Annotated in this window: 23 protein-coding genes; 7 read left to right on the top strand and 16 right to left on the bottom strand. The window is 61.3% G+C overall.

Annotation, left to right across the window (positions count from 1 at the left end; all coding sequences use genetic code 11):
• Positions 1-160: 160 nt before the first annotated feature.
• Positions 161-490: a helix-turn-helix domain-containing protein gene (locus tag LXT12_RS26030; protein ID WP_233395358.1), complete on the bottom strand. Its 330-nt coding sequence runs from the start codon at positions 488-490 to the stop codon at positions 161-163.
• A gap of 199 nt (positions 491-689) precedes the next feature.
• Here LXT12_RS26030 and LXT12_RS26025 point away from each other — a divergent pair, with 199 nt between their 5' ends.
• From LXT12_RS26025 to LXT12_RS26015, 3 genes are all read left to right on the top strand, one after another.
• Complete coding sequence (locus LXT12_RS26025; protein WP_233395356.1) at positions 690-1,142, top strand: hypothetical protein; 453 nt, start codon at positions 690-692, stop codon at positions 1,140-1,142.
• A gap of 17 nt (positions 1,143-1,159) precedes the next feature.
• Positions 1,160-1,504: a hypothetical protein gene (locus LXT12_RS26020; protein ID WP_233395354.1), complete on the top strand. Its 345-nt coding sequence runs from the start codon at positions 1,160-1,162 to the stop codon at positions 1,502-1,504.
• A 140-nt stretch (positions 1,505-1,644) separates the two neighbouring features.
• A complete protein-coding gene (locus LXT12_RS26015; RefSeq protein ID WP_233395353.1) occupies positions 1,645-1,962 on the top strand; it encodes a hypothetical protein in 318 nt (105 codons plus the stop codon).
• 187 nt (positions 1,963-2,149) lie between these two features.
• Here the strand turns inward: LXT12_RS26015 and LXT12_RS26010 are convergent, their stop codons facing one another.
• The 3 genes from LXT12_RS26010 to LXT12_RS26000 form a co-directional block, all read right to left on the bottom strand.
• Complete coding sequence (locus LXT12_RS26010; RefSeq protein WP_233395351.1) at positions 2,150-2,794, bottom strand: zinc-finger-containing protein; 645 nt, start codon at positions 2,792-2,794, stop codon at positions 2,150-2,152.
• Positions 2,795-2,854: 60 nt separating this feature from the next.
• Positions 2,855-3,172, bottom strand: coding sequence for a hypothetical protein (locus LXT12_RS26005; RefSeq protein WP_233395350.1), 318 nt, complete (start codon positions 3,170-3,172; stop codon positions 2,855-2,857).
• A 112-nt stretch (positions 3,173-3,284) separates the two neighbouring features.
• Positions 3,285-4,244 (bottom strand): SOS response-associated peptidase family protein, encoded by a 960-nt coding sequence (locus LXT12_RS26000; protein WP_233395347.1) that lies wholly within the window; start codon positions 4,242-4,244, stop codon positions 3,285-3,287.
• 164 nt (positions 4,245-4,408) lie between these two features.
• Between LXT12_RS26000 and imuA the strand changes: the two genes are divergently transcribed.
• From imuA to LXT12_RS25980, 4 genes are all read left to right on the top strand, one after another.
• Positions 4,409-5,248 (top strand): translesion DNA synthesis-associated protein ImuA, encoded by an 840-nt coding sequence (gene imuA, locus LXT12_RS25995; protein ID WP_233395346.1) that lies wholly within the window; start codon positions 4,409-4,411, stop codon positions 5,246-5,248.
• Positions 5,178-6,494, top strand: a complete 1,317-nt coding sequence (locus tag LXT12_RS25990; protein WP_233395344.1) for a Y-family DNA polymerase — start codon at positions 5,178-5,180, stop codon at positions 6,492-6,494. Before imuA ends, LXT12_RS25990 begins: the two co-directional genes overlap by 71 nt.
• 9 nt (positions 6,495-6,503) lie before the next feature.
• Complete coding sequence (locus LXT12_RS25985) at positions 6,504-9,593, top strand: error-prone DNA polymerase (RefSeq protein ID WP_233395342.1); 3,090 nt, start codon at positions 6,504-6,506, stop codon at positions 9,591-9,593.
• 87 nt (positions 9,594-9,680) lie between these two features.
• On the top strand, positions 9,681-9,923 hold the full coding sequence (locus LXT12_RS25980) for a hypothetical protein (protein WP_233395341.1): 243 nt from the start codon (positions 9,681-9,683) through the stop codon (positions 9,921-9,923).
• Positions 9,924-10,120: 197 nt separating this feature from the next.
• On the opposite strand, the gene LXT12_RS25975 is transcribed toward LXT12_RS25980, so the two are convergent.
• The 12 genes from LXT12_RS25975 to LXT12_RS25930 all read right to left on the bottom strand — a co-directional run.
• Complete coding sequence (locus tag LXT12_RS25975; protein WP_255763796.1) at positions 10,121-10,429, bottom strand: HigA family addiction module antitoxin; 309 nt, start codon at positions 10,427-10,429, stop codon at positions 10,121-10,123.
• A gap of 63 nt (positions 10,430-10,492) precedes the next feature.
• Entirely contained in the window at positions 10,493-11,338 is an 846-nt protein-coding gene (locus LXT12_RS25970) for a DUF4238 domain-containing protein (RefSeq protein WP_233395333.1), read from the bottom strand.
• Between the two features lie 71 nt (positions 11,339-11,409).
• On the bottom strand, positions 11,410-11,763 hold the full coding sequence (locus tag LXT12_RS25965) for an H-NS histone family protein (RefSeq protein ID WP_233395331.1): 354 nt from the start codon (positions 11,761-11,763) through the stop codon (positions 11,410-11,412).
• Positions 11,764-12,049: 286 nt separating this feature from the next.
• The gene (locus LXT12_RS25960) at positions 12,050-12,580 is read right to left on the bottom strand and encodes a 3'-5' exonuclease family protein (protein ID WP_233395330.1); all 531 of its coding nucleotides are present in this window, start codon (positions 12,578-12,580) and stop codon (positions 12,050-12,052) included.
• A gap of 535 nt (positions 12,581-13,115) precedes the next feature.
• Positions 13,116-15,200 (bottom strand): integrase, encoded by a 2,085-nt coding sequence (locus LXT12_RS25955; RefSeq protein WP_233395328.1) that lies wholly within the window; start codon positions 15,198-15,200, stop codon positions 13,116-13,118.
• On the bottom strand, positions 15,193-16,746 hold the full coding sequence (locus tag LXT12_RS25950) for a site-specific integrase (protein WP_233395326.1): 1,554 nt from the start codon (positions 16,744-16,746) through the stop codon (positions 15,193-15,195). Before LXT12_RS25950 ends, LXT12_RS25955 begins: the two co-directional genes overlap by 8 nt.
• Positions 16,743-18,023, bottom strand: a complete 1,281-nt coding sequence (locus tag LXT12_RS25945) for a tyrosine-type recombinase/integrase (protein ID WP_233395324.1) — start codon at positions 18,021-18,023, stop codon at positions 16,743-16,745. Before LXT12_RS25945 ends, LXT12_RS25950 begins: the two co-directional genes overlap by 4 nt.
• A 116-nt stretch (positions 18,024-18,139) precedes the next feature.
• On the bottom strand, positions 18,140-18,667 hold the full coding sequence (gene ssb, locus LXT12_RS25940; protein ID WP_233395322.1) for a single-stranded DNA-binding protein: 528 nt from the start codon (positions 18,665-18,667) through the stop codon (positions 18,140-18,142).
• Positions 18,668-18,929: 262 nt separating this feature from the next.
• The gene (locus tag LXT12_RS25935) at positions 18,930-19,103 is read right to left on the bottom strand and encodes a hypothetical protein (protein WP_233395320.1); all 174 of its coding nucleotides are present in this window, start codon (positions 19,101-19,103) and stop codon (positions 18,930-18,932) included.
• A 367-nt stretch (positions 19,104-19,470) separates the two neighbouring features.
• On the bottom strand, positions 19,471-19,755 hold the full coding sequence (locus LXT12_RS27180; RefSeq protein ID WP_419964797.1) for a DUF6980 family protein: 285 nt from the start codon (positions 19,753-19,755) through the stop codon (positions 19,471-19,473).
• Complete coding sequence (locus LXT12_RS27175) at positions 19,752-20,033, bottom strand: colicin E3/pyocin S6 family cytotoxin (protein ID WP_419964796.1); 282 nt, start codon at positions 20,031-20,033, stop codon at positions 19,752-19,754. Before LXT12_RS27175 ends, LXT12_RS27180 begins: the two co-directional genes overlap by 4 nt.
• Positions 19,987-20,208: hypothetical protein (locus tag LXT12_RS25930; RefSeq protein WP_233395319.1), on the bottom strand; the 222-nt coding region annotated here is incomplete at its 5' end. The genes LXT12_RS25930 and LXT12_RS27175, both read right to left, overlap by 47 nt.

Here is a 20,208-nt window from a genome sequence, read left to right as displayed (position 1 = left end):
TCGACGTGGACCACAGTGAGAGTGGCTGTCGACCATTGAACGTCGTCGAGCTGTTTCACTGGTGTCAAGCCTGCGGCTCATGCCTTGACGCGTTCATGGAGCGGGTGAATCAGCGTCTTGCGGTGGCAGCTCGGACGACCCGACACTGATCGCCGCAGCCTCACTTGTCGTCCGACGAGCGCCGGCCGTTGGCTTGCGAAGGCGGTCGCTTGCGGTGGACGCCGTGACCCGGTTGTCCGGTGCTCAGCCAGCGCAACTCGTCGTCGAGGTCTTGCAGGAACGCCATGAAGTCGTAGTCCAGCGCCTCGATCCACTGTCGCAACTCGATGACGTTTAAGGTAGTGGCGCCGCTCTCGACATAGCTGACCCAGCCCTGACTGCGGCCGAGTCGCTCGCCCAAATCCGCTTGACGCAACTGGCGCGACTCGCGGAGACCTTTGAGCTTCTTCAGGAAGGCTTCGTTATGGCGGCTGTACAGGGATTTGGACATGGGGCTCTCTCAGCCTCGAACGGTACCCGAGCGGTTCCCCGTATCAAGAATTTGCATACGCCCAGCCGGCTCGAAGAATGCGCTGCACCACAACCCATAGGCGAATTTGCCAGCCGTGACATCGATGTTCGTATCCCGCCCACAGTATGCGTACCCGCTTCCTTCGGGGTTGGAAGAGCCCGGCACGCGGTGCTGGCGAATGATGGAGCTCACTGCGCATCTTCCATGGTTCCTGCTTTCCGTAGAGATCAACGCGCCGGACGAACCCGACGCCTTCTTCGTTCGTACCCTCTGCATCGCCTGGGACCGCGAACTCGCTGACGTTCTCGGCTCTTTGGAAGCCGAGCGGGTGAAGGGCATCGTGTGTCTCACGCCGGGTTGGCAGTCACCCAACGGTCAATGGTCCGCGCGCGAGATCCTGGAGGTGTGGACGTGCAGTTCGGAAGGCGGCGATAGCGTCTTGCTCCGCGACGCTGCTGGCCAGACTTTTGACTGCGGCCTAATGCCACAACACGTCGAGCCGATGGCAAGGACTCTCGTCCTGAGAGTCGAGCCAGGCAGTCGGGAGCATGCCCCCCAGGAGAAGCGCGGAACACGGCGCTCGACAACCCCTGGAGATGGCGCCGGCCGGGCCGGCAAGGCTGGCGCATGAGTGGCGGACGGCGTACCTTGCTCTTCGTCGACGACCGTGACGCCCCGCCCGTGGCCAAACAGTCACGCATGGAGGTGCACTCGTGGCGACTGATCCGAACTCCAGCGGGCACGTACCATCTCGTGACCTTGATCGAGCAGTGCGAGACGCGAGCCACGGTGCGTGTGACTTCGGCCATCACGGCGGTCGATTCAGAGGCTGGACTTGTGACTACGTCATCAGGACGCCAATACTTGCTGATGGGCCCCGCTGAGGAGCGAACTTTCGAGCGCGACATCTTGGCTGGTGGCGCAGTGAGCTTAGGCCTTGGCGACGCCGTCGACGTCACCGTGTTCGCGTGGGATCAAATCCAGATCGACTAGCCGGGTGCGAGGCTTCCCTGGCCACCGGTGGCTCGCTTGCCTGTATGACCACCTGAAGCCCATTCGATCGAGCGGCTCGGGACGCCGAAGCGGGAGGCAGTTTCCGACGCCGCCGCCTGTTGGCGTTCTCAGGAGCAGTCATGAGGTTCAAAGACGTCCGTCCGCAGCCTTTTGTTTTTCAGCTTCGTTGCGACCGTTGCGGCGTTGAAGCGCAGTACAACGTAGACGACGGCTTCAACAACTTCCTTCAGATTGGGTTCGATGCGAGCTGGGGGTCCGACCTCGGCGACGGTAATCACGTCGAACTCGATATCTGCCACGCTTGCCTGAAGCAGACATTGGGGCCATGGCTACGCGTGTCGCCAGCCGCGTGGGCCACTTCGGGACAAACCTCCCCATCCAACAATTTCATGGAGGGAGTTGAACAGCGACCAGACCAAGACCAGGACCTTCTGTAGCCAAACGGCGCGGACGTTGTCCGACCGGTGCTGGGTGACTACTGATAGGTTGCAACTTCACCGTTCGAGTCGCAACGCTATCAAAGCGTCCGCCTTGCCGCACCGTTACCGTAACGCGTTATCGTAATTACGATAATCGCCGTGAAGGAGTTCCGCTGGGTTCGTCCGCACGCTGCCCGCGCCGTATCTAGCTGATGGCGCCAAAGCGCTCCCAAACGGCGTCACGGACCTTGCGGCAGCACTCGAGCGTCAACAGCCCGATCTGGCATTCCTCTCCTGGGATACCGAGTACCTCGGCAAGCCAGGAGTAGGCGGCGTTCTTTGTCATGAGTTCGTTCTGCCAGATCGGGTCGAACGCCTTGTGCGCTGCGATCCGTGCTTCACGCAGCTCATCGTCCGCCAGCTCGCCATACGGCTCGTCCGTGCCCTTCTTGCAGCCGACCCAGGCGTCGCAGGACCAGCACACCCAGAACTGTCGGTCCTCCAGATCCTTGCGATCCGGATACACCGCCAGGCCGCCATGCAGCTCGGCATGCCGGCCACAGTAGTTGCAGACCACCTGTCGGCCTGAAGCGCGCTCCACAGGTCGCTCCACTGCACGGCCTTCCGCCTCGCGCACCCGTTTCAGGTACGCCAGCAACGATGTGAAGCCGATGCCCTGCGCCGGGCCGTCGGGGCCATCGCGAGTGGTCTGCCACGCCTGTGTCCCTGGCCAGAAGTCCACCCGGTCATCCAGCCGCAGCCGCTTGCCGCCGTCGAGCTTCACGACGCTGCCCTCGCCGAAGCCGCCAAGGCCTGTCTGGCTTGCGTTGCCCTTCTGCAGCGCGCTCACCTTGCTCTCCTTCAGGCTGTGTAATCCGACGCTGTTGCTCAGTCCGTCCAACGTGGACGATCACCCGCTGGTCGAACCGGTTGCGGTCGGTTCGGGTTCAGTTCTTTCAGCTGCCGCGTCAACCGGTTCTGCGGCGCAGGAAGCTTGGGGCAGTCGAGGAGACCTTTCCAACAGCCGTCGCACAGCGTTCGTCGGCCGGGCAAGGGCCGGCGGCTTCGCCGAACCGACCATCAGGCCCGTAGCGCGTCGCGGCTCGCTGGCCTTGAGGTCGCGCACCTGGTCGCGCGTGAGCGCCGTCGCGAACACGCGCGCAGCCTTCTCCGACAGCTCGGTAGAGATGGTGACGAACTTGCCTGGGGCGACTCGAACACGTTTCATCTGCGGACCTTCATTCAATAAAACCTTAGCCTCACGGTGCGCCCGATGTTGGCGGTGGAGTAGCTGCTCAAGATCTGCCAGAACGAATGCTCGATGGCGTCCGGAATCTGAATCAGGCTGCGAGCCGGTGCTCGTAGTACGCCGGCGCCCGGTCATCCAGGATGTCGTACAGCGCCCTGAGGTTTGACGGGTCGGGGTTCAGCCACGCGTCGACATGCTCCGACTTGATGGGGATGATGCAGCGGTCGTGGCCGGCCGCGGCGACCTCGGGCGGTGGCTCGTCCGTGATGGCGGCGAAGGACAGCAGGTCTGGCTCGCCATCCTGCGTCCAGTGCGACCACAAGCAGGCCACCAGCATGTCCTGCGGCGGACTGGGCTTGAACTCCAGCACGACGTTCTCTGGCTTCTCATCAGGTGCCAGCTCGCGGTGTTCCATGTCGTGTCGCTTCACGTTCTCGTAGAAGGCGTTGACGATCATGATTCCGTGGGTGACGCCGAAGTGCCCGCGCCAGAATTTCTCGAGGTTGTCGCGGCGGGCGTTGTAGGTGCCGGGGTACTGAACGTCGTAAGACGCCGGCCGCCCCGCCGGCCGGCACTGATAGCGCATCGGCAGCACCACCTTTTGACCGTCGCGCACGACCATCACCGGCGCGTAGACGCCAGGGAAGATGCGCGAATCCCGGTCGAGAAGCTCCGTGCGTCGCAGGTCTTCAAGGTCCAGTCGCGCCTTCGAGATCTTGGCCGTCGCGATGCGCTGGCTGTCAAGCGCGCTCTTGGTCTGCTTGGTCTGCACCGTCCGCTCGGCATCGGCCAGGCGCTTGCGCTGCGCGAACAGTTCCTGCTCCAGCGCCATCGCCCGGTCCGCCTTGAAGGCCTCGATGAGGCCGCGGATTTCCAATCCTTCCGGCGTCGTGGCGTCGTGTTCGAACGCTGCTTCCAGGGCCTTGGGAATCTTGAGCTTCGCCTCCTGCCGACCGTAGAAGAGCTTCACGAACTCCTTGATGCTGAGGTGCGCGCCGAAGAGCCGCGTGTAGTCGCGGTAGTCGGCGCGGATCTGGGCGGAATAGCACATGGGATTCGTCCAGTGGGCGTTGGCCCGTCAACGGTGGCTCACAGGTTTTGAGGGCAGTCCGAAGCCTCGCTCGCCAACTCCTGCCCGTCCACGGCATCTTGCCCTACTGGACGGCAGTCGGCCTTCCATATACTGTACATACATACAGTTTTGCTCGCCAACCCATGCCGCCCGCCATCGCCGGGCTGGATGCTGCTCTCCCGCTCTCCAGCCTGCCTCCTCCCTCGCAGAACGCCGTCGCCAGCCTCGGCGAGCCGCTGCCTGCGCAGGTCGAAGCGGCACTGTGGCGCGGTGATCAGCTGGGCGGCCCTGTGGCGGATACGCTGGCCAGCGGCTTCGCCAAGCTGGACGCGGAGCTGCCTGGCAGCGGCTGGCCCTGCGGATCACTTACAGAGGTGCTGGTTCCGCAGTTCTCGGTCGCCGAGCTGCGGCTGCTCAGCCCCGCGCTGTCGGCCCTCACCGGCGCCGGACGCACGGTGGCACTGGTCGCCCCACCGATGGCACCCCATGCGCCCGGCCTTCGGCATGACGGCATCGACGAACGCCACCTGGTCTGGGTCGATGTCGACACGCCACGCGACCGGCTCTGGGCCACCGAGCAGCTCGTCAAGTCCGGCAGCTTCGGCGCGACCATCGCCTGGCTGCCGCTCGTGAGGGCCGAGCAGATCCGCCGGCTGCAGGTCCTCGCCGGGCGTTGCAAGGGCCCGGTGTTCCTTTGCCGACCATTGAGCGCGGCTCGTGACGCATCGGCTGCACCGCTGCGCGTCGTGGTGCGTGTGCTCACCGATTGGCTGATCGCCGTCGAAGTGCTCAAGCGCAAGGGCGCGCCGCTCGATGCGACTTTGATGCTGCCCTCCGTCCCCGGAGGCCTGAACAACATCATGACCCCGCGGCTGCGCTGGCCCAGCCGCCTTATCCCTGTCGAGCCCAGCCATGCTGTGGTCAGCCCTGCTGCTGCCGCCGTGCGCGAGCGATCCGAACACGCCCCTGCCTCCGAGCCTTGACGCGCTTCGTGCCGTGGCCGTCTGGGCGTTGCAGTTCACGCCCCGGGTGACGCTCTCCGAAGACGCCGTCCTGATGGAGGTCGAGGCCAGCACACGCCTGTTCGGTGGCAAGCGGGCCTTGCGCGACCGGGTCGTCACGGAGGCCGCCGAGCTGGGTGTTCAGAAGGTCGCATGGGCCTCCACCAGCCTGGCAGCCCATGCGCTTGCGCGCTGCAACATCGAGAACGGCTTCAAGCGCCCGCTGGCCGAGTTGCTCGACCGGCTGCCGATGGAGAGTCTGAGCGCCGTGCGGCCGCACGCCACGACGCTTGCGCAGACGGGGTGCCGGACGTTGGGCGATCTGCGTGCGCTGCCCCGTGCCGGTCTGGCGCGGCGCTTCGGGCGCGAGCTGCGCCAGGCCCTGGACCGGGCCTATGGTCACGAGCCCGAGGCGCACGAGTGGGAAGTCCTGCCCGACACCTTTCGCGCACGCCTGGAGCTGCCGTTCCGGGTCGAACACGCACCGGCGCTGCTGCAAGGTGCGCGCCGTCTGCTGGTCCAGATGTGCGGTTGGCTCGCGGCGCGACACGCCGGCACGACGGCCTTCACGCTGCACTGGTGGCACGACAGCATGCGCACTCGCGACGCCGGCTCGGGCGGCCAGCTGACCGTGGGCACGGCAGATCCGACGCGGGACGTCGAGCACCTGTGCCGGCTGCTGGCCGAGCACCTGGCCAAGCTGCAGTTGCTTGCACCCGTCGGCGACCTGGAGCTGACCGCCGACGAAGTGCACGACCAGGGTGACGCCAACCTGTCCCTGCTGCCGGACACCGTGCATGAGGGTGAGGCGGCGCACCTGACGCTGGAGCGCATGGCGGCGCGCCTGGGGCCGGACGCGATCAAGCGCTGTCGGGTGCATGAGGACCACCGTCAGGAATGGATGGCGCATTGGCAGCCTGCAGCGGATCCCTTGCCGCGCCGGCCCGCGGCCAGCACCGAGCTGCCGCAACCGACCTGGGCCTTGCGCGAGCCGCTGAAGCTCGCCGTGCGCAACCACCGGCCGGTCTACCAGGGCGAGCTGCAGCTGCTCGCGGGCCCTCAGCGCATCGAGGCTGGCTGGTGGGATCGGGACGAAGACGCGGGCACGGGCCGCCTGGTCGTTCGCGACTACTGGGTCGCCGAGTCCAAGCACGCCGGCCTGCTCTGGGTGTTCCAGATCAAGCTCGGCGACAGCGTCGCCTGGTACCTGCACGGCATCTTCGGGTGAGGCGTCGACGTGATCCCACCCTACGCCGAGTTGCGCTGCGTCAGCAACTTCACCTTCCTGCGCGGTGCGAGCCGCCCGGAGGAGCTGGTGGAGCGCGCCAAGGCGCTGGGCTACAGCGCCATCGCCATCGTGGACGAATGCAGCCTGGCCGGGATCGTCCGCGCCCATGTGGCCGCCAAGGAGGCCGGCATCAAGCTGCTGGTCGGCAGCCAGTTCGAGGTCCGATCAGACACGCCGTTCAGCTTCGTCGTGCTGGCCACCAACCGCAACGGCTACGGCAACCTGTGCGAGTTCATCACCCACCTACGCCGGCGATCCGAGAAGGGGACCTATCACCTCGACCTGGACGAGATCGACAGCACGACGCTCGCCGACTGCGTCGTCATCGCGGTACCGGACCGCAGCTGCACGCTGGAGCAGATGCAGACCATCGCCAAGTGGCTGCTGCACCATTGGACAGGCTGCTGCTGGCTGGGCTGGGAGCAACTGAGGCGCCTGGACGATGAGGTGCAGCTCTACAAGCTGCGCGAATGCAGCGAACTGACGGCCGTGCCGGTGGTCGCGGTCGGCGACGTACACATGCACGTCCGCTCGCGCAAGCCGCTGCAGGACGTCCTGACCGCCACGAGGCTGCGCATGCCGATTCGCGAGTGCGGCTTGAAGCTGCGCCAGAACGCCGAGCAGCACCTGCGCACCCGCCGACGCATCGCGGAGCGCTGTCCGCCGGAGCTGATGCTGGAAACGCTGCGCGTTGCCGAGCGCTGTGAGTTCAGCCTCGACGAGCTGAAGTACCAGTACCCGGATGAGGTCATCCCCGCCGGCGAGACGCCGCAGAGCTACCTGCGCCGCATCGTCTACGAGGGCGCGGGGCGGCGCTGGCCTCATGGCGTGCCGGCTGAGGCCCAGGCCCAGATCGAGCACGAGCTCGCCCTCATCGCGGAGATGCAGTACGAGCACTACTTCCTCACCGTCTACGACATCGTCGCCTTTGCACGCAGCCAGGGCATCCTGTGCCAGGGCCGCGGCTCGGCGGCTAACAGCGTAGTCTGCTACTGCTGCGGCGTGACAGAGGTGGACCCGCTCAGAAGCTCGATGCTGTTCGAGCGCTTCATCAGCAAGGAGCGCGGCGAGCCGCCCGACATCGACGTCGACTTCGAGCACGAACGGCGTGAAGAGGTCATCCAGTACCTCTACCGCAAATACGGCCGCGACCGCGCCGCGCTCACGGCCATCGTGACCAGCTACCGGCCCAAGAGCGCGCTGCGGGATGTCGGCAAAGCACTCGGGCTCGACGAGGATGCGCTGGAGCGTCTCAGCAAGGGCATCAGCCAGTGGGACACCGCCATCGGCGACGACGTCATCGCCGAGGCCGGGCTGAACAACGACAGCCTGCTCATCAAGCAGTTGCGCACGCTGGTCGAACAACTGCAGGGCTTCCCGCGGCACTTGAGCCAGCACCCGGGCGGCTTTGTGCTGACCAACGGGCCGCTCAGCCGCATCGTGCCCATCGAGAACGCGGCAATGGAAGACCGGACGGTCATCCAGTGGGACAAGGACGATCTTGACCTGATGGGGCTGCTCAAGGTCGACGTGCTGGCCCTGGGCATGCTCACGGCACTGCACAAGTCGCTGGATCTCATCGGGCTGCGCAGAGGCCATGTCTTCGAGATGCAGGACATCCCGCCCGAGGACCCCGAGACCTACGACATGATCTGCAAGGCCGACACGGTCGGCGTCTTCCAGATCGAGAGCCGGGCGCAGATGTCGATGCTGCCGCGGCACCAGCCGCGGTGCTTCTACGACCTCGTGGTGCAGGTCGCGATCGTGCGGCCCGGGCCCATCCAGGGCGGCTCGGTGCACCCGTACCTGAACCGCCGCAACGGCCAGGAGCCGGTCACCTATCCGAGCGCGGAGATCGAGAAGGCGCTGGGGCGCACCCTTGGCGTGCCGCTGTTCCAGGAGCAGTGCATGCAGCTCGCCATCCTTTGTGCCGGCTTCACGCCGGGCGAAGCGGACGGGCTGAGGCGCGCGATGGCGGCCTGGCGGCGGACCGGCAGCCTCAACAAGTACGAACCGCGCATCATCGAGGGCATGCTGGCCCGCGGCTACAGCCTCGACTTCGCGAGGAATGTGTTCGAGCAGATGAAGGGCTTCTCCAGCTATGGCTTCCCGGAGAGTCATGCGGCCAGCTTCGCCATCCTGGTCTATGCCTCGTGCTGGGTGAAGAAGCATCACCCAGCGGAGTTTCTGTGCGCGATGCTGAACAGCCAGCCGCTGGGCTTCTACACGCCGAGCCAGTTGGTGCAGGACGCGCGGCGGCATGGCGTCGAGGTCCGGCCGGCCGATGTGCTGCACAGCGATTGGGACTGCACACTGGAGGACATCGAGCACCAGCCGGCGGTGCGACTGGGGCTGCGGCTGGTGCAAGGACTCAAGGAAGCGTCGACTCAGCGGATCATGGACGCGCGCACCCATGCTTACTTCGAGAGTGCGGAGGAGCTCGCGCGTCTTGCGGATCTGGAGCATCAGGATCTGCGGCAGCTCGCGGCGGCTGATGCTCTGATGAGCCTCAGCGGCCATCGGCGCCAGCAGGTGTGGGATGCCGCGGCGCTGCGCAAGCCGCCGGAGCTGCTGCGCCAGGCGCCTGTCGACGAGCCAGTGCTGGAGCTGCAGGCTGCGGCCGAAGGTGAAGAGGTGGTGTGGGACTACCGCACCCTGGGTTTGACGCTGCGCAGCCATCCCCTGCAGCTGTTGAGGCCGAGGCTCAAGGAGCGGCGCTTCGTGACGGCGCAGCAACTCTCGCAGATGCGTGACGGCCGCGAGCTGGACTACTGCGGCATCGTCACGCTGCGGCAGCAGCCGGAGACGGCCAAGGGCGTGATGTTCGTGAGCCTCGAGGACGAGACGGGCAACGTGCAGGTCATCGTCTGGCCGAGCGTGAAGGAGGCGCAGCGCAAGGAGTTGCTGGGGTCACGGCTGCTCGCTGTCCGGGGACGGTGGCAGCGGCAGGGTGACGCCTGCAGCCTGATCGCTCAGCGAGTGGAAGACCTGACAGGATGGCTGGGTGAGCTGGAGACCAGCAGCAGGGACTTCCGATAGGGCCTTCCCATGGTCATGACTTGAACCGGTTGCGACTGCCTCCTACCCTTCGATGAACACACGCTCGCCAAGCGTCAAGGAGACCCCATGAACAACCTCTTCTTCGCCACGGACGGCTCCGTCTCTGCGCTGGCCTCGGTGCAGCTCTACGAGCTGGGGTACCTAGGGGTAGTCCGGTTCGCTGTGGACACCACGAGCGGCACAGCGCTGCGGCATGAATGCATCCGGTACCGGGACACACGGGAGCAGGCCTTGCAGGACGCGCGTCGCGATGCGAGCACCTTGGTTCACAGGTGGGTTGAGGAGCGGGTGCGGCTTGGGGATCGGTGAAAGCGGGCAGTCAGTCAGCGCCCTTACGATTCGCTTTGAGCATCTGCTCCCTGCTTTTCCTCCCTGAGCAGGCGCCCGCGATGACAGCGAAGGCGTTCAGACCCCCGGCAATGCCGGGGGTTTTCTTATTTGGACGGCGGCTACTGATGCCATTGCGGACCGCATTAGGCTGGTTGCAAGGTATCCGTCCGGCCAACTCAGGTACGTCCTGGCCGCGCTTCCGGGGCAAGGGGCTTGACTCGAAATCGAAGGTTCTTCAACGATTTTCGGGCTGCTGTCCGCAGGTCGTAGTCGGCCTGCAGATTCGTCCAGAAGCGTGGCTCCATGCTGAAGAACAGCCCGAGACGCAGTGCAGTCTCTGCGGTGAGCCTTCGATTGCCCCGCATCAATCGCCGGATACTCGCGGCGGACAATCCGATGCAGGAAGCCAGACGGACTGCTGAGATGCCGAGTGGCTTCATGAAATCCTCATGGAGGATTTCTCCTGGGTGTATTTCTTCAAACATCTCGGCTAGACAAAAAGCGCGACACATCAGCCTAGCAGCGCGAAGCGGCACATCCTAAGGGGCCTAACCGTTGACCCGCAATCTGAGGCGGGGCCCTCCGCCGTTCTTGATGGCCTTCATCACCCAGCCGAAGCTGTCGGCCGCGAAGATGTGACGATCAGCGTTGCCGATCGTGCGCCGATTCATTTCTCGCAACGCAACTGCCTTTCCCTCGATGTATGAGCACGTCGGGAACAGCTCATGGGTTCCAAGAAGCACGGTGTGCTGGTCGATGGGAAAGATCAGTTCCGACTCTGGGCGGCTGATGCCGGCCCACGGGAAGAAATAGACAGGGTTGTCGCAGGTCAGCACTTGGCCAGTAGGGTCTGTCACCAGCGCCCAGTTCATCTTCAACATGCCGTCGGCGACTCGGTCTGACTCCTTTGGCGCCAATGTTCCCCACCACGTCGCTGAAGACCGGTCGACCTTCAGCGTCTCGCGAACGCGCGCTGCTTCAGCCAACATGGCGGAGTACTTGGCATCCGAGATTGCAGCGCGCCCCTTCAAAGAATGGAGATCACGGATCAGCTCGTCGGTGACCTCATCGGCCACGCCGGGCGTCATCTCCAGCACGCGGGCTCGAGCGGCGGGCACGCGCTTCAACATGATCACCATGTAACGCGCCAGCGCCTCTTGATCACCCGCGTCGAGGCGCTGCCTCAGACTGATCTTCTCAAGCACCACATTGGCCGGCTGCTCGATGTCGTTGTTGAGCAGGTTCTCAAGTTCTTCAGAGTACAGCTGGCGCTCGTTGGCGATCGAATCCGGCTTGGTCTTGAACGGCCGCCCGGCCGCTTTGTGAAAGCCCCAGAGCCGGTCATCGCGCGTGAAGCCGGCCAGGTACCGAGCAGGGACGTAGTGATGCCCCATAGACAGGATGTCTTACACGCGCTCGTCAACCAAGGCGCCGTGGAATGCCGGAGTCGCGGGCCTGCAGACTCTCAGCCGTTAACGCGGAACTCTTCCCGAGACCGGCCCTGAATTTCGTATGCCTTCAGCCACTTGGCGGGGAGGCCGCGGCCGCTCCAAGTGTTCTCAGGATTTGCGGGATCACGGTACATCGGCGCTGCCGTGCTGGCTGGGCGCTTCTTCGTGCGCGCCTCGGGCGTGTCGTAGGTCTCCAGTTCATCGATGGCCTCCCGAACAGTGAAGCCGGCTGCCTGAACTTTCTTGGCGAACCCGTCCGCCATAACCTTCAACTCTTCGCCGCGCTTGGCCGCGATTTGTCGATCCAACTCTTTGCTGAGAGCCACGAGTTCAATGTAGGAAAGCGTGGAAACGTCGGGTGCGGTCATCAATCTGCTCTGGGAAGCCAGGCCGCTCGTGGCCTGTTGACGAAGTGTAGGGGCGACAGGCCGCCGTCCTTGCCGCGGCGCACAGTCGGCCTGATCTTGCCGCCGACTCTCCCGCATGCACCCTCGCTTTACGGCTCCGGTGCTGCAATGGTGCGAATGGCTCCCAGAAGCAGCATCCGCTGTTCTTCGTCGAGACACAGCTTGCCACCCACGATCTCCTGTGGCCCTGGCAGTTCATCTTGTCGTGCCATCGCATCAGTTGCGGGTAATCATGTCCGAAACGCCATCAGAGAAAGGCACGGGCGTTGGCCCGCGCGTCCTGTAGAGCGTGGTGCTCGCCCCCCTGTTGTGTCAGGAAAGCAGTTCGACGGGCCTCGTCGATCTTTTGCTCGATGTTCTCTAGCTTCCAGCCGCTTGGCAGCGCACCGCCAAGCAGCCGCTCAACCAGATAGACGTCCCCCTCGAAGTCGTAGCACAGCACGGGCTTGGGCTTGCGTGGTGTAGCAAGCAGCCACGCCCGCAACTCTTCGCGCAGTTGATCAGACGGCATCGCACGCCCGGGCAAGCGCCCGAGCAGGGGAAGCACGACCTCGCAAGTGAAGGTGCTGCACTGCGCCACTTCAAAGTCGGTCCGCTCAGCGTAGAACTCGCGCCCATCCTCGCCCACGATGGCCACGCTGATGAGTTGGAACGACTCGAAGTCGGTGAACTCGGTATCCAGGAAGTAGCGCGTCTTCCAAGGGCTGCGCGGCCCCTTCTCTGGCTGCCAGCCGTCGCAAGCGCCCCAGTTTGCTGCCAAGGCTTCAGGATCACACATACGCTGCACCGCTCACTTGCTCTTGATCTTGACTAGCGGCCGGGCGCCGCCATCGGACGCGCAGTCCACCTGGACCGATACCAGCCCGAGTGCTACTTGACCCTTTTTAGTGCTTCACCGGTCTTCTCACCGTCTGAACGTCCTCTATTTACTACCGGCAATGGCCGACTGAGGACCTCCTCGGAGATGCCACTGCTGTTCGCGTTGTAAGCCCAGACTAGGAACTGCTCGAGCAATCTCTGGTTCTCAGCCTTAAGCCGATCGTTCTCTGCCTCCAAGCGGGCGATTGTCTGTATTTCAGGTGAACTAGGGACTTCAGGGGCGGGGCCGTCGTCCTCGCGCAGAGCACCTTGTCGTTCTCTGAAAGCGTCGGCTATCCGCACATGCTTGTGCAGGGCCTGTCTCACGTATCGCACGTGCAGACGGCGCTCGACTTCGTCGATCAATGCGTTCCAAGTAAGTGGGCCGACCCAACCGTCAAGGAGGGTCACGATCATCTCAATGTCACTGTCGCGCAGATTTCTGGCTCGGGCCATCACGCGCTCCCTTCCTGACGCCCCAACCTTGGAGTCGACATACTTTCGGTAAGGCGCTGGCGGGCTCCTTTGGTTCTCGGATCGCGTTGGCCGGCCAACCGCTTCTGCGCTGCCTGCTCGATGCGTGAAGCCGGCACGACGCCCGAAGGTTGGATCACTGCGCCGACGGGTACACGAGGATCATCAAGGATCTCGCACAGTTGGTCCATGCGTTTGAGGGTCCGCGTCTGGTGCGTTATCCAGCGATCAGTTCCCGCGTAACCTTCAGACCGGCCTTCCACGGCGGCCACAAGCAACTGCCGCGTTTCCTCCCGTTGGCGACGCAAGTTTTCCTCCCGGATGCGATCACCCTTAATACAGACCTGCTCATCGCAATTCATGCAGTCAAGATGAATCTGGCAAGGCGTCATCGTAAAATCATGCACGCAATATCCAAATTCCGTGGTATGAGCGGTCGGAATTTTCAGTCGCGCAAATTCGTCGCGAGGGATGAGCGTTACACCTTTTAGACGCGCGAGCGGTCCAACTGATTGGTGCTCGGAATTCGACATCTTTCGAACGTACTCTACGACATCGCGGCTTGATTCGTGGTCGTATCCGTTGTTCTGGCTGATATGCCTTCTTCCGGACCACTTCGCAATATCAAGCTGGCTCAGCCCGCCCATTTGCGCGAGCGTGTTTAGATAATGCCTAAATTGGTGGCTAGTAATTCGAACGACGCTTCCATCGTCCTCGTAAAATCCTAGGCGGGCAAAAATTGTCCAGTCCATCTTTGCGGCGCTGCCAGCCAATTTGTCGTAGATTTGGCCTTGCGTTACCTTCTCAATCGCGCCGTGATATACGCCGCGCTCGCTATGTAGAGTGTTTCTGCGGACGACACAGAGCATGTCGCTGTATTTCAAGTCCAGTTCACTGTCTGCCACAGGAAAACCGGCGGGAAGCATAGCGACAACGGCTTTCTCGACATCGTCAAAAGCGACAGTCTGCTGACCCCTCGGACCGGAGTACTCAATATCTTTTTCAATCAGCCAAGTTCGCGCAGATCGGACTGAGCCGCCCTCGGCAAAGAGTGCTTGAGCCAAATCTGACAACGTGATGCGCTCTTGCTGCCGAAGGTGCTCCAATGACGGCGGAAGAAACATGCGCTTCGGGTGGCTTTCGTACCAGCGGGCGATCTCCCGTGCTGGCGCAGAAATCTGCCTCAGTTGCGAGACGGCCTTCCTAACAACGTCTGCCATCGCCCGGACCACCCACTTGACCATGGGATCGGCACCTTTACCCGGGTGCCAGCGGAGTCCGTACTCCTGTTCGTTGGTGGTGGGGTTGGGGCTCAACACCTCGCAGTTTTCAGGCAGCAGCAGCACTTCATGTATGCGGTCTGGCGCTGAACAAAGAATGGCGGCAACTGACGTAACGACGACATCTTGTGCTTCGACTGCCGCGTGGAACGCACGAGCTAGCGCGTCAAGTGCTACCGGCGATGGCAACTTCTGCTGCCGTTTCTCATCAAACTCTTTGCCAACGCGTGCACCGTTTTCTAGTGGCCTTGATATTGGGTTCAGCCATTTGCTTAGGACCGCAACTGAGCGGTGGTCCACGAGCAGATCTGACACCATCTGCAGTTGCCCACCTACGCGATAGGCAACTGCTGGCGTGAACTTCGATGCAATGAGTTGCGCGGCACGATCTAGCACTTGGTGTGTGACCAATGCGGCGTTCGGTACGGGGGAGAATTCAGCGAGCGCTGCTTCTAATGCGCGTAACGCCGCTAGTCTGGGGCCTACTGCCTTCGTCGGCCTAAGCGAGTGCTGATAACGAATATAGCTCTTGGCAAAAGACAGAAAGGGTTCCTTCATCGGCTGCGGTTCTTTATCCTCGACAGTCGACCAAGAACTGAAGACCAGTCGAACAGCCGAACTTTTGCCCTTCAAGTTGATGTCCTCGGTAACCACCCAACTGTTGCTTTCAAAAGGCAAACTCGCGCCAAATACCGTCAGTTTGTCTTTGCACACCGCGATAAACGCATTGAGATTCGTGAGCGCATCTAGGTCGGCGCGGGGAATGAATTGAACGATGTTACTCATGCGCTCCCACTTCAGAAGCCCTAAATGCCTCGCACAATTGAATAACTTCTGCTACTGCGTATATCGTACGGTCATTAACCGAAGCCAAACGTTGGTCTGTCGTTGCAAGCAACTGTTCTCTTCTTTCAATCAGATGGTTAAGCACAGCCTCGTGCGGCCCGTCTAACCAAGGCTCAAAGCTAGAGCAGGTGTAGCAAGCGACAGGGGCATTGAATGCGCAGAATGAATATTGTCCGCAAGATCCCATAGGTGACGCGGATCGATCGATCCGGAGGTCAACAATCCGACTTGAACTGTCCCCATGCCGCGTCGCTTGTGACTCATCTCGAATGACAATGCCTTTAAATGCCTGAGCCAAGGGCGCCATGGTCATCGCAATTGCGCGATCAATGCGGTTGGCTATTTCGGGCGTCGAGGCAGTGTAGACACCAACATTTTGAGTATCGTTGTGATCTAACAGTTCTGCTATAACTAACTCTCCGTGGCCTTCCTGTGCTGCGCGGGTGCCAAGAGTTCTGCGGAAGCGAACCGGTGAGATATTCAATTCTTCACCGGTGCGCTCAGAGATAACGCCCAGCTTTGATAGGGCTGCGGTAAGCGCGTCTCCTAAAGAGGCGGCTGTCATGTGATATTCGAATCCTGCAGGGCACTGTTTAGCTCTCTTTTGCGGAAAGAGTGGTGCCTGGCTGGGGTCGGTCAACAGTTCTGAATATTCCTGACGAACTCGGTCGGCATATTCGTATAGGGCCGAGCCCAACTGCGGTGTTAATGCCCTTTCTTTAAAAAGCGTGCGAGACATTTGCCCGCGTTGTTTAGCCCTTGGGATCGAAAGAAAGTAGGCTTGGTCACCTTGATCTGTCGCCTCAAGCCGTAGGTCGCAGACTTTGAGAGAAGCGAATTGAATCGACCTGCATCCCAGCGCCATGAAAAGAATAGACAGAAGATAATCTCGCTCGTCCATCGTTCCATCTGCATAGGCTGCATGTATTGCATCTTGGACCGCTTCGACCTCCACATTCGTGAGCGGTCCCTTAAGCGGATCCATTGATGAAACAGCCGCGCCTTTTCTAACTCCGGAAAGCGTTAGCGAGTCCAATAGACGCACAACGTCTTCGTGGACGCCACGATATCCCAGGCGATGCCACCGCTTTAAAAATCCGGACAGAGAGGAGAGATACCACGCTTGGTTTTCGGGTAGCCACGCTTTGTAGTTGATGATGTCCGTCGAGCGAATCTCGGTCCCAACATCAGGAAGCGATGACCGAAATTTGAGGAAATGGGCGAGCCTCGAATGCATCGTGCTGAAATGCCCTGGGGATCGGTTCATTGCATACCAGATCAGTGCCTTTTTCGCAGGAAGGACGAGATCCGGCGCGAAGTCTGCGATCGAACGTTGTATGTCGATATAAACATTTTGCAGGGCTTCCCGGTATGACCATAGATCTAAGCGCGGGTCAAATGTGGCTCCGTCTCTCGTTGTTACCGTCGCCGGTAACTGAAGCAGATCCAGGGGCGCAGGCGATTTAATGACTGCTGGGCTGCTCATTGCTTCTTTTCCTTCACATACTTTCTCTGCATTGCCAAACTTGCTTCGCGGGCTTTTTTCTCGACGTGACGCTTCGTATAGGTCGCGGCAGTTCCTGACGTTGGAGACCAGCCCATCAGCACCGAACGCACCTTACGTTCGCGGTCTTCCGGAATCTTCTCGCGATCCATTTGCTCTGAAAAATCATCGTTCCAAGTGTGCCGAAACAAGTGCGCGTGGACTTTCGCCTCGCTATTCAGCTTCTTTTTAATCCCGATAAATATTTTGGCGAACGCCGATTTTCCTAACGGGTCTCCAGTGTTGCTGGCAACGAGAAGGTACTTGTGTTTTCTAGCGCCTTTTATTTGACTCCGATGCTTAAGGATATAGTTGCGCGCCAAAGAAGCCATCTCGTCCGAAAGCGGCAGAAGTCGAGCGTAAGTTTTAGTATTTGGCTCGTCGGCCTTTGGGTACTCTACGTCATCGGCGCGACGGTGAATGGTTACTTCATTCCGCTGGAAATCAACGTCGCTGATTCGAATTCCAAGAAATTCGCCACGGCGGATGCCCAAGTGCAGAAGCCATTTAACAATTAACTCGTTCCGATATTTACAATGCCGTTCGGGCCAAGGATTTTCTTGGGAGCTGGGTGATACTACTTCGAGAATCCGTTCTCGCGTAGCTTTGGTGAATCCTTTGCGATTGGAAGTCGAATGCCCATGCTTCGAGGGCAGGTGTTCACGCAACGCCCCAATAGATAATGCGGCGGCGGCGGCCAGTTCTGGATGCGGTTTCACAATTGCATCGGTGGCCCTCAACTCCACCAGCCATTGCAGGTAATTGGCGATATAGAGACCTCTGGTTCCAGCACTGCCGGTCGTCAGCTCACGAGTAGTTGCCCTTCCTCGTTTCCGCATCCGAGCGCGTTCAAGTGAAGAAACTTTCGAAGCGCGAGTCGGCGGCGGTTTCGGCTTCAATTGCTCCAGATCGCACACCAACGTACGGCAGTACCGAACGAGCGTTTCGATTTCTGAGAGAGTGAACAGCCGTCCACTAGCCATTCGCTCGTCAAGATCGATCCGGTGGTCGTTCAAGAAGCGCATCAGGACAATGATGGCCAGGCTGCATTGGCCGATCGTTTCACTCGCGCGGTTCTTCGTCCGAAGCCGGGTCAACGCGTACAGCGTCGGCTTGTAGAGCGGCAGTCCTGTAGCCCGCTCGAGAAGCACCGGAAAGCGCTCGCCTGAAGCGAGCACCACTTTGCGGATCAGGTATGGGTTTTCTTGTTTACGCACCATGGGGGTGGACGATACCCAGCCCCAACACCGAACAAGGAAGGCGATGTAAACAACGAAAAAGGCCCGCAGCTATTGGGCTGCGGGCCCGATGTTGACAACTAAGAGAGAGGTGTTTTCTAGAACGGAATGTCGTCGTCCATGTCGTCGAAGCCGGTGGCCGCCTTGGGCGCCGGGGCGGGCGCGCGCGGGGCCGCGGCCGGGCGTGCGGCGGCCGGCCGGGCTGCGGGGCGGCTGGCGCCGCCACCCATGTCGTCGCCACCGCGGCCATAGCTGCCGCCACCGCCGCCTTCGTCGCCGCCACCCATGCCTTCACGGCTGCCCAGCAGCTGCATCTGGTCGGCGATGATTTCGGTGGTGTAGGTGTCGCGGCCTTCCTTGTCCTGCCACTTGCGGGTCTTGAGGCGGCCTTCGACGTAGACCGGGCGGCCCTTCTTCAGGTATTCGCCGGCGATCTCGGCCAGGCGGTCGTTGAAGACGACGCGGTGCCACTCGGTCTCTTCCTGGCGCTCGCCGGTCTCGCGGTTCTTCCAGTTGCGGGTGGTGGCCAGGCTGATCGTGCACCAGGCGCCGCCATTGGGGTTGTAACGGACCTCGGGGTCGCGGCCGAGGTTGCCGATGAGGATGACTTTGTTGACGCTGGCCATGACGCTCGTCCGGAATGTCCCGGGGGAATTAATTCTGCCCCGGATGAAAAATTCTGTCCAAAAACCGAACGCAGAACAAAAGACTTTGTCCCATTGGCGTCGGGCTCCTTTACAGGTTTCAAGGCGACTCAACGCTTCTACTGCGATTGAACTCTTGCCGCCGAGCGACTAAAAACTTTTCGTCCTAGGCAGCCTTCAGCACAGCACAGAAGCGATCTGGGAAGCCAAGCTTCAAGAGGCGTGCCTAGCCGGCAAGCCCCGATCAGAGCTTCATTGTACCGCCTGATGCAGCGCCCATGTCCCACTGGCTCAGGCGGCTATGAAGAACCGCAACCCTTCTGACAAGCAAGTCGAGGCCGCCATCCGTGCCGGATTCGGCCAAGGCGACGGCGATCAGCACAAGCCTTGGGTCTTCGTGCGCGACGTTGCGTCTCACGGACGGTCATGGATGACGCACAGCTGTTGGGCTGAGCATCTCCCATGCTGGCCTTCCTTCCGACGCCTACGTCCGACGAGCACTTCAGTTCGGTGGTATCGCGACTGATCCACCGATCTCGCATGGGCAATTCCACCGTATTACACCAGCTCGGCCTGTTTGCGACTCGGCCCTTTAGCTTGGTGCCGTCTCAGGTGGCCAGGCTCCTCGCCGAGGTGCCCGATGGCCATCCCTGGCGCTCGCCCCGCAGGCTCTTTCTGGAGAACACCTGTGCAGCGTTCTATATACGGGCAGGCTATTCAAGGCCTTGCACACAGAAATTCGGACGGGCTCGTCGAAGTTGAAGCCGCTGGCTCGACCGCTCGCATTAGCTCATTGACCAGTCGTACCACCGACCGTCCAAATATCTCTCCGGGACATCATCTCCGAAGGGATCAACACCTTCTTCCTCCAGTCGTTGGAACCAGGTAGATCGCAACGACTCTGGAAGCCTTTTTCCACACCAGGGACAGTAATGGATCTCAATAAAGCTGCTGCCGCCATCCACGACCGCTATTCCGTATTCTCTGAACTTGGGCACGAAACGCAAGGCGCTATTTTCCGTAGCCAGTGCCTCGTGCATATCGGCACAACAATGAATCGACTTGCTCATAGATCAATCTTTCTACCCGGTACTGCATCTTTGGTTTGGTCACCCGTCTCTGCATCGACGCTTCCCAGATGTCTTCCCTGGGAATCATACTGCTCGACATCGCCATGAGTGTGATCCCACTCGTAGAACCTCCTTTTGCCACCGGAGAGTCCGTTGGTCTTTGTCTTTCCTCGATACGGCTTCAGACCTTTCCAGAATTCCCCATGAGGTGCCGTCTGTTGCACCTGTCGATCACCACGAGTATTCAATAAAATGTGGCCAACGAGCGCCACCTGCATTGGGAACGGCAGAATTGTGACTGTGATGGGTGAAATGGGTTTGCCGGTAATAAGTCAGACCTGCAAAATCCATTTCGGCGCAACGCGTTGACGGGGCAAGTCCGGCGAGCAGTTCGCGTTCATGACGGGCTCGGCAGCGGCTGACGCGATTGAGCAGCATTGGCGCCGAGAACGG

Source organism: Pelomonas caseinilytica, from assembly GCF_021353235.1.
GTDB lineage: Bacteria > Pseudomonadota > Gammaproteobacteria > Burkholderiales > Burkholderiaceae_C > Pelomonas > Pelomonas caseinilytica.
This window is presented reverse-complemented; position numbering and strand designations above follow the sequence as displayed.